Genomic DNA, 14,308 nt, shown 5'->3' with positions numbered 1-14,308 from the left:
ATGGGTGCTGAGTTAAGACAAACCAAAGGGAGAATAACGTTTTTTGACACTATACGAGGTATCTCGGTAGTTTCAATGATTCTGTTTCACTTTACCTATGATTTGTTCTTTATTTCGCACGTTAAGCTTACGTGGTTTACACCTCTGCTTATGCAAATCTGGATACCATCAATCTCATATCCTTTTATTTTTATTGCTGGTTGTATGTGCGCCTTCTCTAAAGATTCTTTTAAGCGTACAGGAGTTTATGGCCTTGTAGCCTTAGCAATATTTGCAGCAACTACCTTTGCAAAAGTTGATACTCCCATTACGTTTGGAATCTTCTTTTGTATGGCCTCATGTACCCTCGTAGAAGCTCTTATTTCACGTTTCGCTATTCCGCCCAAAGGGTATGCAGCGGCAATTCTTTTTCTTTTGTTATTTGTTATCTGCATTCCAATTTCTGCTGGTCACATTGGTATAGGTAACATAGTTTTCTCGTTACCTAAAGAGTTGTATCAAACACCGTATTTAGCCTGGGCGGGATTTCCTTCTCCAACTTTTTCATCTGGAGATTACTATCCATTGCTCCCCTATTTATTCTTGTATGTAAGTGGAGCTGCGTTTAACAGACAGTTCAAGGCAGAAGGCTATCCTAACTGGATGAAAACATTTTCCCTTCCCCTTATAACAGAAATGGGAAAACATTCGCTTATCGTTTATATTTTGCACCAACCAATATTGCTGCTCATTGCCTTATTCGTCAGTCAGAATATCGTCTTCTGACACCACGTACGGCTCTAAAAGCGCCTGCATATACGTATCGGCTTTAACTGACAGTAAAAGACCTTCAGCAACATATTGCTCGTGCAAAAGCTGGCATCTCTCATGAACAGACTTAACTAGAGCACCTTTGTTGAACGGAATAAGTGCACTAACCACCTTGTCACCGGCGCTAGCTATTTCTTGAATCTTATGGAGAAGACCGTTAATGCCCATACCTTCCTGGGCAGAAATAAAAACAGCTTCTGGATAGAGTGCTCTGAGCATTTGAAGCTCTTGGTCATCAAGTAGGTCTACCTTGTTTAATACAAGAATCTGATCACTTTTATCAGCCTCGATGTCTTTTAAAATACTACGAACAACTGCTATTTCTTTAGAAAGATTCTCATCAGTTGCATCTGCAATCAACAGAAGAAGATCTGCTTCTTGAGCCTCTACCAAGGTAGATTTAAAAGACTCAATCAGATTAGTTGGGAGCTTTTGAATAAATCCAACAGTATCCGTAAGAACAATCTTTCTGCCTTCATCAAGAGAAAGTGCTCTGGTAGTTGGATCAAGAGTTGCAAAGAGTTCATCTTTTGCATATACATCCGCGCCTGTGAGTTGATTCAAAAGCGTTGATTTACCAGCATTGGTATAACCAACAAGAGAGACACTAAACGTTCCAGAATTCCACCTGGACTTAGACTGAACTTCTCGCCTTTGGCTGAGCTGCTTTAGTTCATTTTTTAAGGTTGAAATGCGCTTTCTAATAAGACGACGGTCAACCTCAAGCTGGCTCTCGCCTTGGCCAAATCGGCTACCAATGCCGCCACGAGTTTGCTCGCCTACCAGGTGACTCCACATACCACGAAGCCTTGGAAGTACGTACTGAAGCTGTGCAAGCTGCACCTGGAGTCGCCCTTCTTTGGTGCGCGCGTGAATACCAAAAATATCAAGAATCAGCGCTGTTCGGTCAATGACTTTAACAGGCTCACCAAGTAATTTTTCTAGATTAGATTGCTGAGAAGGCGTGAGCTCATCATCAAAGATGACCACATCAGCGTTGGTGTTTCTTACCAGGGAGATAAGCTCCTCAGTTTTACCTTTGCCAATGAATGTTTTGGGGATAGGTGCATCAAGTTTTTGCGTAAGACGCATAAAGACTTCAGCGCCGTCAGTTTGTGTCAGACGCTCAAGCTCGTCCATTGATTCTTCAAGCGACCAATCGCTTTTACCGCAATCAACGCCTACAAGAATTGCTCGTTCAACTTTAGGAGCAGTTGAAAATGGAACAAATCGACCCATAGACTCCCCATCTTAGACAAGGTAAATACGTTAGTTTTTGATGTATCCTACTGGCATTGTACGTCAGCATGCTGCGCAAGAATCAGCTCGAGCGCATCCTTGGCTGTGAGTTGATCCATATCAAGCCACCTTACTCGACCATCTCGTTTAAGCCAAGAAATCTGTCGCTTTGCATACTGTCTGGTATGCTGCTTAATAAGCTCACGCGTTTGTTCAAGCGACTGTTCACCAGCAAAATACGCAAAGAACTCTTTGTAGCCAATTGCCTGCCCAGCCGTACAATTTTCAGAGAGACCTGACTCAATAAGCGCTTGAACCTCTTCAACAAGCCCTTGCTCAAACATAAGGTCAACTCGGAGGTTTATTCGCTCATAGAGACGCTGACGGTCCATCGTAAGACCCCATATCTGGGCGTCAAAGTACGGTGTGTGATCCTTTAGGCCCTCATGATGAGTTGCATACGACTTGCCCTCTTCCAAGAGCTCTAAAGCCCTTACAACGCGTCGTACGTTATTTGGATGGATAAGCTCTGCACTTGCTGCATCTTTTGTGGTCAGAAGTTCGTGCAGACCCTCAGCACCAAGCTCTTGAGCAAGCTTTTCATAACGAGTACGTACAGGAGACTCGATTGAGCCTGAAGGAAACTCCATCTGGTCGATAATCGAATCAAGATAAAGACCCGTTCCGCCACAGAATACAGGTGTTTTACCAGCTTTAATAAGCTTATGAGCTTCTTCACGCGCTGCCACTTGAAACATCTGGACAGAATATTCTTCTGAAATGTTGGCGCAATCTACCATCAAAAGAGGAACTTCTCGCTCTTCAACAGGGGTTTTAGCGGTTCCAATATCCATGCCACGATAAACCTGCATTGCATCAACAGAAATGACAGAGGTCTCAAGCTTCTTGGCTACCAGCTCAGACAAGGAGCTTTTGCCCGAAGCCGTGGGACCTACAATGCAGATAACCGAGCCATGAGAGCTCATCGAGGATCAGACTCCATAGTTCCGCGCAAATACCAGGTACGAGCCTCATCAATATGGACATCAACAATTTTGCCAATAAGATCTTCTGGTGTGTAACCTTCTGGCAGATTGAAGTGAACTGTTTGGTTCTTCTCGCTATGTCCCACCATAACCGTATTGTCACGCTTGGAAGTTCCCTCAACAAGAACTGCCTGTGTAGTATTGAGATCTACCTGGTTAGCGTCGTGTGCCTGCTGAGCCACAAGCTCTGCAAGCCTATCAAAGCGCTCCTGGATGACCTCGTGAGGCGTGTTGTCTTCGTATTTTGCCGCTGGAGTACCTGGACGCTTAGAGTAAATGAAGGTATATGCGGAAGAATAGCCAGCTTCTTTGACCAAAGAAAGCGTATCTTCAAAGTCTTCCTCAGTCTCTCCGGGGAAGCCAACGATAATGTCAGTTGAAAGCGCCAGTCCTGGAATAGCCGCACGCAGGCGAGAAACCACGTCTAAGTACTCTTCTCGTGTATAGCTGCGGTTCATCTTTTTGAGAACACGCGTAGAGCCACTTTGAACCGCAAGATGAAGATGAGGCATGACAGCTGGTGTTTCCTTCATGGCCGCAATAGTCTCATCAGTAAGATCTTTTGGATTCGATGAGGTGAAACGGATTCGCTCTACACCCGTCTGACCAACCGCACGCAAAAGCTCTGCAAAACGAGGCTTACCGTAGAGGTCGCGACCATATGAGTTAACGTTTTGACCAAGAAGGGTAATCTCACGAACGCCATCTGCGACAAGACGCTCGCACTCACCAATAACAGCCTCAAAGGTGCGACTGCGCTCACGACCGCGAACGTAAGGAACAATGCAATACGTGCAGAAATTATTGCAGCCGGTCATGATAGGCACCCAAGCGTGATACTGCTGAGCGCGGTTGCTTGGCAAATCTGTGGAGAAGCCCTTGCCCTCCTCAGAAGTGTCTACGGCTACACGGTCATTCTCGCCCCTAAATGCGCTGGTGAGAAGTGCTGGCAAGCTTGCAAGTGCACTGGTGCCAAACACAACGTCAACGGCTGGGACCTTTTCACGGAGCTTCTCGCCATCGCGCTGCGCAATACAGCCACCAATGGCAACAACGCGCTTGCCTGATGGAGGCGTTGGAGCGCTGACCATGGCAGAAGCCTGACCGTAGAGACGCTGATCAGCGTTCTCACGAACACTACAGGTCATAAAGATGACAATATCAGCGTCATCGGTATCTGAAACCTCATTGCAGCCACAAGCCTCAAGCAGACCAGAGACTCGCTCTGTATCGTGTAGATTCATCTGGCAGCCAAAAGTTTTGATGTGATATGTTTTTCCTACGAGCTCGGAATTTTCAATCATGCTTAAAGTACCTCGTTATACTCAGTGGAACTAACAGCTGGAGTCTGCGTATCAGGGGCAGACAGTGTATGGACATAAATGGCAATTTTAATTGCAGTTCTACTCTCCCCTGCAATTTCGATATCAGAAAACGTTGGAGCACAGGTGATGTCCAGGCCGCAAGGAATCAAAAATCCGCGGGCAATAGCAATGGCCTTGATACCCTGGTTAACCGCACCCGCACCAATGCACTGAAGCATAACAGGCTCATTATCTTTAACCAGTCCCGCAATAGCTCCTGCTACAGAAGCAGGTGAAGACTTACTTGAAACTTTAAGCAAACCCATGAGTGCTCCAATTATTGTGCGTTTGTTCTACTCTTGCGACTCAATATCAAAAGTCACAACAATTTTGTTTTTACTTACACGAACACGAGGCTCAGACGTCAAAGAAACGTAGTATTTCTCGGACAACTCAGCAAAACTCTGCTCCATTTTTCGAGAAAAGCTGCTGATATCAGCCTTACTCATCTTGAGGCCTCGATGGTCTTTCATCAGATCAATTTCGCGAGAAACCCCTTCAGGTTCAACAGTGTGGCTGACCTGTGCATACACACTACGCAAAGGCTTAATCTGCTCAGCAATAATTCTGTGAGCAGTTCTATCTGACATTGAAAGACCAAGAGACTTACAAACCTCAGAAAGCTCTGTTGCATCCGCTGCGGCCCTGAAGCGCTCGAGAACAGGCACGTTTTCAAAGCCTTCAACAAATAGCAGGTCAGCGATATCAAGCGTCTGTGCAATTCTGCGACGAGCAGTAGCTGCAATCTCTGCAGCAGAGCCCAACATTACCTCGCACGAGCCTTTAACCTCAAGCGCAAAGTCACAGCAGGTACGAATAATGTTATGAGGACCTTTAACGGTTGTTTTGAGTCCGTCCTCATTCAAACCACAAGTTGGCCAAGTAGACTGATCTACTCGCTCGGAAATTTTAGTAGTGTCTACCACAATCTGAATAACAGAGCCAAGTCCTGGAGCAGAAGCCACAACCTGAGCTGATTCACAGTTTTCTTTGATGGAATAGAGAGCCATGCCTCGGCCATGGATTCCCCAACGGTCCATGTGCATGCTCTCAAGCTTTGAAGTTACACGAGCTTCAAAGATTTTCTCCTGCATGTCTTTTGGAATACCCTGACCATCATCAAGTATGGTGATAGTTCTGAGCGCACCCTCTTTTGAGGTTGCAACATAAATGTGACGAGCACCAGCATCGCGAGAATTACGTAAGAGCTCGATAACAATATCTTCTACCGAACGAATATCATGCTTTGCCTGTCTACGCTCTGCTTCTGCTACGCGTAAACGAACGTACCCCGCGCCGAGGGATTCCTCGACACGGAGTGCGCGTTCACCTCCCATGGAGGCAACAAAACCTGTTAAGTCAGTAGAAGTGGCTGCCATAAATTACTTAGCAACGTCCACAGCACGAGACTCGCGAATAACAACAACGCGAACCTGTCCTGGATATTCCATCTCATCCTCAATCTGCTTAGCAATATCGTGAGCAAGAACAGTTGCCTCGGAATCGCTAATCATCTGAGGCTCAACCATTACATGAAGCTCACGGCCAGCCTGCATTGCATACGTACGCTCAACACCCTCGTGCGCATTGGAGATAGCCTCAAGCTTCTCAAGGCGCTTGATGTAGTTCTCAGCGGACTCACGACGAGCACCAGGACGTGCAGCAGAAATAGCATCTGAGGCCATAACAAGCATGTCAAGCACGGTGTTTGGCTCAATATCTGCGTGGTGAGCTTCAATAGCGTGAACAATCTCAGGACGCTCGCCATGACGACGAGCAAGATCTGCACCAATTACAGCGTGTGGACCCTCAACCTCGTGGTCAATTGCCTTACCAAGGTCATGGAGCAGACCAGCACGCTTAGCTGGAGCGGGCTCAAGACCAAGCTCTTCAGCCATAATGCCGCAAAGTACTGCAACCTGGACAGAGTGAGCAAGAACGTTCTGACCATAAGAAGTACGGTAGCGAAGCTTACCAAGAGTCTTTACAATCTCTGGATGAAGATCGTGAATACCACAATCAAATGCAGCCTGTTCGCCAGCCTCAAGAACACGCTCGTTAACAAGAGCCTCAGCCTTCTTGTAGAGCTCCTCAATACGTGCTGGATGAATACGACCGTCTGCAATGAGGTTCTCAAGTGCAACACGAGCGGTCTCACGGCGGACTGGATCAAAACTTGAAAGAACTACAGTCTCTGGGGTGTCATCAATAACAAGAGAAACACCAGATACCTGCTCGAAGGTACGAATGTTTCTACCCTCACGTCCAATAATCCTACCCTTTAGATCATCAGATGGGATATGGACGGAAGTTACTGTAATCTCAGAAGCCTGATCTGCAGCGACACGCTGAATAGCGGTAGAAATAATCTCACGTGCAGTTTTATCTGCCTGTGCACGAACGCGCTGCTCAGACTCACGAAGAATCATAGCCTCATCGCGAACACTTTCAGAACGGACTCGAGCCAGAAGCTCATCATGAGCCTCATCTTTTGTAAGAGCTGCAATGCGCTCAAGCTCTTGAGACTGCTGAGAAACAAGAGAATCCAAATCGTTCTTACGACGATCAAGCTGGCCCTGAAGGCTGGAGAGCTGATGCTCACGCTTCTCTAGTGCATCAGTACGGTGATCAAGGGACTCTTCACGCTGAAGAATACGATTCTCCATGCTACGGAGCTCACTCTTACGCTTTTTCTCATCTGCCTCTGCTGCCTGCTTAAGCTGAAGAACTTCTTCTTTAGCCTCAAGAACAGCTTCTTTTTTAACTGTTTCTGCCTGGCGAGCTGCTTCAGAAGCAATACGATCTGCACTAGTCTGAGCCTCTTTTAACTGCTGTTCTGCAGTTTTAATCTTTGAATTACTAATGTTAGAGAGTACGCCGTATGCAAGGCCTACTCCCACAAGAAGGCAAACAATGCCTACTGCTGCTAATTCCATACCTACTCCTCAAATGGCGATTACAAAAGTGTTCAGGAGACTTTAGACACAACAGTATCTAAAGAACCCGCCATGAGCAGGGTTCATTGGCTGGTCATGCCACATTCAGAGATAGATCAAATGTATGAGATACCTACTGTATACGTGACGCTGGTTGCCCAGCGGAAATGAGCCTATTCACGGCATATTTATCGTATAGAGCATTGTAACTTTTGTCAATAAATAGCAGGTAGGAAAAGTAAAGTACATCAATACAACAGACTTATAAGCTAAGCAAATATATTCATTCAGATGTGGCGTTTTCATCCAAAATCTTTTTAGCAACAGATGATGCTATAGAAAATGAATATCCCTTTGTGGCGAGAAACCTGACAAGCTTCTCATAATCATTTTTTCCCGACAGGTGTTTTCTCTGGGCCAAAGAATACGCAACTTCAAATTCATCCACATCAGAAAAATAAGCGTCAGGCCATCCAGGGAGCGTCTCAACTTCAATCCCTTTTTTAGAAATTTCAGTTTTAATTTTAAGAGGACCCCAGCCTTGTGAAATTTTAGAACGTATATAGACGTCTGCAAAACGACTGTCATTAATCAAACCAACTTCAACAGCCCTCTGCACTGCAGGGTCTCTTACATTCTTCTGATAGCCATCAAGCATAAGCTTTTTTTGAAGCTCAGCTGTAGAGTAGTCCCTTTTTACGATCAAAGCCTCAATACGAGCTTTAATACACTGCGTTGAAATCTCTTTTAGCTCATATAAAAACTCATTACGAGAAGAAGGTGTAAAAACACCATCTTTCTCTTTGTTCTGAAGAGCACGAGCTACTGTTGGAGGGACAAAGAATTCCTCCGTCCCTCCAACTTCAGTTTCTAAAAGTATCTTCGCTTTAGGCTTTGCCTGACCTAGAACTGCCTGTTTCTTTTTTGGAAGTTCAATCGACCAAGAAATTTCTGACATTATTCAGCAGAATCTTCCGTTGCAACCGGAGTGCCAACTTCAGAATCTTCATCAAATACAAGGCCACAAGCAACTCGTACTTTGTGATCAATCTCTTCCATGAGATCTGGATTGGCAGTAAGGAAAGATTTAGCTGCTTCTCTACCCTGGCCAAGACGCTCGCCTTCATAGGTGAACCAAGCTCCAGACTTGTTGACAATCTCAAAATCAACAGCCATATCAAGAATGGAGCCTTCTTTGGAGATACCTTGACCGTACATAATGTCAAACTCAGCAACCTTAAAAGGCGGAGCAACCTTGTTCTTTACAACCTTAACGCGAACACGGTTGCCAACGTTTTCTCCGTTAACCTTAATGCTGTCAACGCGGCGAATATCCATACGGACAGTAGAGAAGAACTTAAGAGCCCTACCACCAGAAGTGGTCTCTGGGCTTCCAAACATAACGCCAATCTTCTCTCTTAGTTGGTTAATGAAAATACAGAGCGTATTAGATTTTGAAAGAGAGCCAGCTAACTTACGGAGAGCTTGACTCATGAGACGAGCCTGAAGACCAACGCTAGAATCGCCGATCTCTCCCTCAATCTCTGCACGAGGAACAAGAGCAGCAACAGAGTCAACAACTACAACATCAATGGCGCCTGAGCGAACAAGCATGTCACAAATTTCTAGAGCCTGCTCACCAGTATCTGGCTGAGAGATTAAAACATCGTCAATATCAACGCCAATACGAGCCGCATAGCCTGGGTCTAGTGCGTGCTCTGCGTCAATAAAGGCAACAACACCACCTAGCGCCTGAGCTTCTGCAAGAATTTCTAGTGAAAGTGTTGTCTTACCAGAGGACTCTGGGCCATAAATCTCTACGATACGACCGCGAGGAACGCCGCCAATACCCAATGCTGCATCAAGAGCAAGTGAGCCAGTTGGAATAGCCTGAATATCAAAGGCAGGACCACCCTCGCCTAAACGCATAATAGCGCCTGCACCAAATTTCTTCTCAATCTCTGCAGTGGTTGAAGAGATAACCTCATCTCTCTCATCACCAGTAGTACGAGCTTTAATCTCTTTTGAAACTGACTTTTTAGCCATGGATACTCCTTGCTCTTTTTGTTACTAGAATATTATAAGAACAGACGTTCTATGTCAACGTCAAACATATACTCTATAGAGGTAATTTGTCAGAATTCTTACCTCTCTTTTTCCGTTCTTGAGCAGCAAATTTCTTCTGAATTATCAATTTGTTTGTATAAGTCCTGCAAAGCCGCATAAAAAAGAAGTCCAAAACTGATTTGTTTTGGACTTCCCTATTAAAATCAGATTTTAAGCCTTCACAATTGCTTCATGAATTAGTTGTAAAGCTTGTAAAACTGCAGCTTCTCGCACCTGTTCTCTATTGCCAGAAAAATGTTTACAGACCGTATGGGTAAAGTTGTTACTGGTAATACCAAACCAAACCGTTCCAACTGGTTTACCAGGCTCTTCTCCTGTTGGACCAGCTATTCCTGTGACGGAAACCGCAATGTCTGAGCCAATAACTTCTCTAACACCCGAAGCCATCTGAGCAGCACAGGGTTCAGAAACAGCGCCAAGGGACGGCTCTTCAAAAATATCCTTTGAGACACCCAATACCTTCTGCTTAATCTCAATGGTGTAGCTCACAACAGAGCCTTTAAGCACGCTCGACGATCCAGAAATGGCAGTAAGAGCACCTGCAACAAGTCCTCCCGTACAAGACTCAGCAGATGCAACGGTAAGACCAGCCTCAAGAGCCTCTGAAACAACCTGTTGAGCTTCTGAAAGAACTTCAGATGAAAACATATGAATCACAACTTTTCGGTCCGCATGCAAACGTTTGGTATGAAAACATACCTATCGTATATACGTATGGCGCCTCAGAGAGACGCCATCTTGTTAAACTTCAGCAATGTATTGCCAAGACTTTACAAAGTAGTCAATTCCTGACCAGGCCGTAAGAACAACTGCAACCCACATAGATACGTTAAAGATAAAGAGCAAAACGTCCTGAATCATTCCGCCAGGGATGCTCGGCAAGAAAAGCAAGCCGCAAATAGCAACCATAGTTGTTGCAGTCTTCCATTTGCCCAAGTCAGATGCGGCAATAACAACACCCTTTGATGCGACAACCATTCTCAGACCCGACACCAAAAACTCTCGTGCAACAATCACTAAGAGTACCCAAGGTGAAACCATGTGCCACTCAAGGAGCACAAAAAGGGCCACAACAACAGCGAGTTTATCGGCAATTGGATCTAAGAACTTACCAAAGGTAGTAACTTCATTTCTACTGCGCGCAAGATAACCATCAAGCTTATCGGTCAAAGAAATGACAACATAGCCAACAAAGACAATAAAGGCTCCGAGGTTAAAACCAGGTGTTGCTAGAGAATCGGCCAGAGATACGCCTAAAAGCTGTGCAAGAAGAAGCCAAAAGGGTACCAGCACCACTCGAGCGCAGGTAACAATATTTGCAGGTGTCCAAATTGTCTTTGATGACATGACCTATCCCCAACTAAACGGTTTTCTCGCCAGACTGTGTGTCTGTAGCGTCTATAATCTCGCCAATCATTTCATAACAGAAAGAATCTACCAATTCACAAAGGACAATATCTCCAACCGCAGCCTCTCCCTCTGCAATGTGAACAGCGCCATCGCAGTCAGGAGCCTGGAACCACGTGTGGCCGATAAGCTCAGTACCCTCGTCGGATTCTTCAATTCCGTCAATAATGACCTCACAGCGCTCACCAACGTGACGGGCAGTTGCGGCAAAGCCAAGCTGCTCTACAAGGTCAAGCAGACGCTGCGTGCGCTCAATCTTTACCTCATCGGGGACCTGATCGGACATCTTTGCGCCTAGAGTTCCCTCTTCTGGTGAATAGGTAAAGACGGATGTGTAATCAAACTCCTGCTCCTGAATGAAGTCGTAGAGCTCATCTGATTCATCATCAGTCTCACCTGGGAAGCCGCACATTCCCGTAGTTCGAAGAACCATGCCAGGAATCTCTGTTCTGAGGCGATCAAAAAGCTCACGAAGCTCCTGCGTAGAGCCGGAGCGACCCATACGCTTAAGAATGCGCTCGTTGCAGTGCTGAATTGGAATATCAATGTAAGGCAGAACCTCAGGTGTATCGCGAATGGTGCTGATGAGCTCATCGGTCATACCTTCTGGCTGCAGATACAAAACGCGAATCCATCCCTTGTAAGGACGAACTACCTCAGCAACCTGCTGCATAAGCTTGGCAAGCGTTGGCGTCTGACCATCTGCTGTATCAGGCATATCCGAGCCCCAGATACCGGTGTCCTGGCCAATCAGAATGACCTCACGAACACCACCTTCCATCAGCTCATGTACCTCTTGAAGAATCTCTTCAGCAGGTCTTGAGTGATAGTGGCCACGAATGTATGGAATGGCGCAGAAAGCACAGAATCTATCACAGCCCTCGGAAATCTTTACAAATGCACTGGCGCCATCAATAGTACGCAGCATTCCATGGGCAGCAACAATAGACTGTGTAGGCTCAGGGATATTCAGAACGTCTGCAACAACGCTGACAATGCCATCTTCTTGATCTGCCGGAACAAACGCAGCAACTTCAGGAAGCTGCTCGTTAAGCTCTGCGCCGTACCTAGAAGGAACGCAGCCACACATAATAATGGGCAGCTTGCGCACTCCCTCGGAAGCGCCTTCGGCAATCTCAAGGGTAGTCTCAATAGACTCCTCTGTTGCTGAGGCCAAGAACGAGCAGGTGTTGATAATTGCAACGTCTGCTGACTCTGGATCTGCAACTTCGCCAAAACCAGAGGCCAAAAGACGCGCACGCATGCGGTCTGTATCAACCTCGTTTTTAGCGCATCCTAACGTGATGTATAGGACGTTGTAGCCCCTATCGATAGTTGTTGAACTGGAGGGGCTGGCCATAGTCTTTCTCCTTAAGGCTTGCAATCACAGACTGAAGAACATCGCGAGAAGCGCTAGAAACACGCAGCTTATCGCCCTCAACGGTTGCCTTAGCCTTAACTTTCATATCACGAATATCTTTAGCAATCTTCTTGGCGGTTTCCTGGTCAATACCAGAAACAATTGAGCCAATCTGACGCACGGTAGAGCCTGCCGCAGGAATGGGGTCTCCCCAACGAATAGCGGTAAGATCAATTCCACGCTTTACCAGCTTGGAGCCAAGAACATCCCTCACCTGAGATGCTACAAAGTCTGCAGGAGCCTCAATAGTGAACTTACCCTCTTTCTTTGAGAGCTCAAGTGTTGCACCAGAATCCTTAAGATCGTAGCGCTGAGTTAGCTCACGAGCTGCCTGCTGAAATGCATTATCAACTTCCATCATGTCTACTTCAGACACAACGTCAAAGCTTGATTCTTTAGCCATTTCCCCTCCGTATTACCTGGGCGAGAAGAACTTCTCGCCCTATGGCGTTTAGTTATTTGAATTGCTGTTGGAATTCTGGTTGTTAGTTGTACCAGTAGTTCCGCTAGTTGTACTTGTTGACGTGCTATTTGTTTGATTTCCTGAAGCGTTTGTACCGTTAGCGTCAGCAGGTTTAGTGCCCTGAATGGTCAAGGTGCCAATACCAGAAGCATTTGCGTCAAATGGCTTAGCAGTACCATTAACGGTTACCGCAACAGCACCAGGAGTACCTGCAAGAACAGTCATGGAGTCAGTGACGGTGTATGTCTGAGACCATGGGCCGGTAATAGCGTCAGCCTCAACACTCTTGCCATCAACCGTAATCTCAACCCAGCTGGTCTGACCATCTGCAACAGTAACCACTACGGTAGTCTGCTTAGGAGTCTCTTCCTTCTTTGGCTCAGTTGTAGTGGTGCTCTTAGAAGCATCAGCTGAATCCTTCTTAGAGGTGTCCGTGTTGCTGTTTGTAGTAGTGGAATTCTTAGAAGAATCAGTTGTTGAGTTGTTAACGCTTACCGTTTTAGTTGTAGTAGGCGTAGTGCGAGCTGTCATGCAGGAACGAACACTGAACAGCAAAACAGCGGTAATGATCACAACAACAAGAGCAAATACGGTAGCAATGGTGCGCCCTGTGTCAGAGAAATAATTCTGAAGTGCACCCATAACGCCTGGTCTTTGAGGAGCACGGCGCTGTTGGGCAGCGGCGCTAGATGGCTGGCGACGGCGAACATTAGGCCTATCTACCTGCGCAATATTTCTAGAGCCACGGCGACCGGAAATAGTAGATGCTCGCTCATAAGGATCAGTTACATTGTCATAGCGAAGGTCATCGGTGTAATCGCTTGGAGCAACAGTTCTTCTGGTTACATCGTCTTTATAAGCTGGCATGCTAACGCCCGCGATACCTACACGTCTGCGCTGAACGCCGCCACGTGTACGACTTGCCATGGTCTTCTGGCGAGAAGCCTCTTCAATACCGGCGTTATACGCATGACCTGTGGCGTAGCGAGAATATGAGTAGCCGCCAGCATCCTCCTCAGATGCCTGAGCGCCCAGAGGCACGCCAGTTTGTCTGGAGCGAACACCAGAGGTAGTTGCAAAAGCACCCATATCGCCAGCTGGTCCTCCCGATGTGGGGAGAAGACCGTGGTACTGTACGTATGCCTTTGGCCTGCTACCAGACTCGTTTACGACGTCATAACCAGCAATGCCACGGCCAGACTGGGTATCGCGCGTACGGCGGCGCAGCTCATGAGAATAGGTGCCGTTTTCAAACTCGTAGCTCTCTTCCTGGAAGAGGTCTACAATCTCGCGCGGATTAAGTCCTAGATAGCGAGCATACGAAGAAAGCATGCCCTGAGCATAACCACTCTGCGGCATGTTCTTAAAATCGCCTTCCTCAAAAGCAATAAGTGCCTGCTCTTTGAGGCGAAGAATCTTTGATGCTTGCGTGATAGAAAGTCCGAGTTGACGTCGACGTTCTACGAGCATCTCACTAAAACGAGGGCGTGGCATGC

Annotated in this window: 14 protein-coding genes; 1 reads left to right on the top strand and 13 read right to left on the bottom strand. The window is 46.5% G+C overall.

The annotated features are described in order from the left end of the window. Entirely contained in the window at positions 1-765 is a 765-nt protein-coding gene (locus ACO5GU_RS02460) for a heparan-alpha-glucosaminide N-acetyltransferase domain-containing protein (RefSeq protein ID WP_484929942.1), read from the top strand. Here ACO5GU_RS02460 and hflX read toward each other — a convergent pair. From hflX to ACO5GU_RS02395, 13 genes are all read right to left on the bottom strand, one after another. After that, on the bottom strand, positions 736-2,049 hold the full coding sequence (gene hflX / locus ACO5GU_RS02455; protein WP_484929940.1) for a GTPase HflX: 1,314 nt from the start codon (positions 2,047-2,049) through the stop codon (positions 736-738). The two genes, ACO5GU_RS02460 and hflX, sit on opposite strands and share 30 nt — an antisense overlap. A 47-nt stretch (positions 2,050-2,096) precedes the next feature. Next, entirely contained in the window at positions 2,097-3,035 is a 939-nt protein-coding gene (gene miaA / locus ACO5GU_RS02450; RefSeq protein WP_484929938.1) for a tRNA (adenosine(37)-N6)-dimethylallyltransferase MiaA, read from the bottom strand. Next, positions 3,032-4,399: a tRNA (N6-isopentenyl adenosine(37)-C2)-methylthiotransferase MiaB gene (gene miaB / locus ACO5GU_RS02445; RefSeq protein ID WP_484820649.1), complete on the bottom strand. Its 1,368-nt coding sequence runs from the start codon at positions 4,397-4,399 to the stop codon at positions 3,032-3,034. Before miaB ends, miaA begins: the two co-directional genes overlap by 4 nt. Positions 4,400-4,401: 2 nt before the next feature. Further along, positions 4,402-4,725: a stage V sporulation protein S gene (locus tag ACO5GU_RS02440; protein WP_035427621.1), complete on the bottom strand. Its 324-nt coding sequence runs from the start codon at positions 4,723-4,725 to the stop codon at positions 4,402-4,404. A 27-nt stretch (positions 4,726-4,752) separates the two neighbouring features. Continuing rightward, positions 4,753-5,838, bottom strand: coding sequence for an ATP-binding protein (locus ACO5GU_RS02435; protein WP_035431036.1), 1,086 nt, complete (start codon positions 5,836-5,838; stop codon positions 4,753-4,755). Positions 5,839-5,841: 3 nt separating this feature from the next. Then, positions 5,842-7,395 carry a ribonuclease Y gene (rny, locus tag ACO5GU_RS02430; RefSeq protein ID WP_484929936.1) on the bottom strand — a complete coding sequence of 518 codons (1,554 nt, stop codon included), beginning with the start codon at positions 7,393-7,395 and terminating at the stop codon, positions 5,842-5,844. 283 nt (positions 7,396-7,678) lie between these two features. Next, on the bottom strand, positions 7,679-8,353 hold the full coding sequence (locus tag ACO5GU_RS02425) for a regulatory protein RecX (protein WP_484800495.1): 675 nt from the start codon (positions 8,351-8,353) through the stop codon (positions 7,679-7,681). Next, the gene (gene recA, locus ACO5GU_RS02420) at positions 8,353-9,441 is read right to left on the bottom strand and encodes a recombinase RecA (RefSeq protein ID WP_012808865.1); all 1,089 of its coding nucleotides are present in this window, start codon (positions 9,439-9,441) and stop codon (positions 8,353-8,355) included. The genes ACO5GU_RS02425 and recA overlap by 1 nt, the downstream gene beginning before the upstream one ends. A gap of 231 nt (positions 9,442-9,672) precedes the next feature. Continuing rightward, positions 9,673-10,170 (bottom strand): CinA family protein, encoded by a 498-nt coding sequence (locus tag ACO5GU_RS02415; RefSeq protein WP_314019454.1) that lies wholly within the window; start codon positions 10,168-10,170, stop codon positions 9,673-9,675. A gap of 93 nt (positions 10,171-10,263) precedes the next feature. After that, positions 10,264-10,869 carry a CDP-diacylglycerol--glycerol-3-phosphate 3-phosphatidyltransferase gene (gene pgsA / locus ACO5GU_RS02410; RefSeq protein ID WP_484929934.1) on the bottom strand — a complete coding sequence of 202 codons (606 nt, stop codon included), beginning with the start codon at positions 10,867-10,869 and terminating at the stop codon, positions 10,264-10,266. Positions 10,870-10,882: 13 nt separating this feature from the next. Further along, positions 10,883-12,289, bottom strand: a complete 1,407-nt coding sequence (gene rimO / locus ACO5GU_RS02405) for a 30S ribosomal protein S12 methylthiotransferase RimO (RefSeq protein ID WP_484929932.1) — start codon at positions 12,287-12,289, stop codon at positions 10,883-10,885. Continuing rightward, positions 12,255-12,752, bottom strand: coding sequence for a YajQ family cyclic di-GMP-binding protein (locus ACO5GU_RS02400; RefSeq protein WP_012808870.1), 498 nt, complete (start codon positions 12,750-12,752; stop codon positions 12,255-12,257). Before ACO5GU_RS02400 ends, rimO begins: the two co-directional genes overlap by 35 nt. 48 nt (positions 12,753-12,800) lie before the next feature. Next, a complete protein-coding gene (locus tag ACO5GU_RS02395; RefSeq protein WP_484929930.1) occupies positions 12,801-14,306 on the bottom strand; it encodes a RodZ domain-containing protein in 1,506 nt (501 codons plus the stop codon). Positions 14,307-14,308: the final 2 nt, after the last annotated feature.

It is taken from the genome of Lancefieldella sp., assembly GCF_057237245.1.
This window is presented reverse-complemented; position numbering and strand designations above follow the sequence as displayed.

Excerpts from the sequence above, each read along its gene's own strand:
- ACO5GU_RS02460 (WP_484929942.1), top strand. The coding sequence starts at position 1 with ATGGGTGCTGAGTTAAGACAAACCAAAGGGAGAATAACGTTTTTTGAC.
- hflX (WP_484929940.1), bottom strand. The coding sequence starts at position 2,049 with ATGGGTCGATTTGTTCCATTTTCAACTGCTCCTAAAGTTGAACGAGCA.
- miaA (WP_484929938.1), bottom strand. The coding sequence starts at position 3,035 with ATGAGCTCTCATGGCTCGGTTATCTGCATTGTAGGTCCCACGGCTTCG.
- miaB (WP_484820649.1), bottom strand. The coding sequence starts at position 4,399 with ATGATTGAAAATTCCGAGCTCGTAGGAAAAACATATCACATCAAAACT.
- ACO5GU_RS02440 (WP_035427621.1), bottom strand. The coding sequence starts at position 4,725 with ATGGGTTTGCTTAAAGTTTCAAGTAAGTCTTCACCTGCTTCTGTAGCA.
- ACO5GU_RS02435 (WP_035431036.1), bottom strand. The coding sequence starts at position 5,838 with ATGGCAGCCACTTCTACTGACTTAACAGGTTTTGTTGCCTCCATGGGA.
- rny (WP_484929936.1), bottom strand. The coding sequence starts at position 7,395 with ATGGAATTAGCAGCAGTAGGCATTGTTTGCCTTCTTGTGGGAGTAGGC.
- ACO5GU_RS02425 (WP_484800495.1), bottom strand. The coding sequence starts at position 8,353 with ATGTCAGAAATTTCTTGGTCGATTGAACTTCCAAAAAAGAAACAGGCA.
- recA (WP_012808865.1), bottom strand. The coding sequence starts at position 9,441 with ATGGCTAAAAAGTCAGTTTCAAAAGAGATTAAAGCTCGTACTACTGGT.
- ACO5GU_RS02415 (WP_314019454.1), bottom strand. The coding sequence starts at position 10,170 with ATGTTTTCATCTGAAGTTCTTTCAGAAGCTCAACAGGTTGTTTCAGAG.
- pgsA (WP_484929934.1), bottom strand. The coding sequence starts at position 10,869 with ATGTCATCAAAGACAATTTGGACACCTGCAAATATTGTTACCTGCGCT.
- rimO (WP_484929932.1), bottom strand. The coding sequence starts at position 12,289 with ATGGCCAGCCCCTCCAGTTCAACAACTATCGATAGGGGCTACAACGTC.
- ACO5GU_RS02400 (WP_012808870.1), bottom strand. The coding sequence starts at position 12,752 with ATGGCTAAAGAATCAAGCTTTGACGTTGTGTCTGAAGTAGACATGATG.
- ACO5GU_RS02395 (WP_484929930.1), bottom strand. The coding sequence starts at position 14,306 with ATGCCACGCCCTCGTTTTAGTGAGATGCTCGTAGAACGTCGACGTCAA.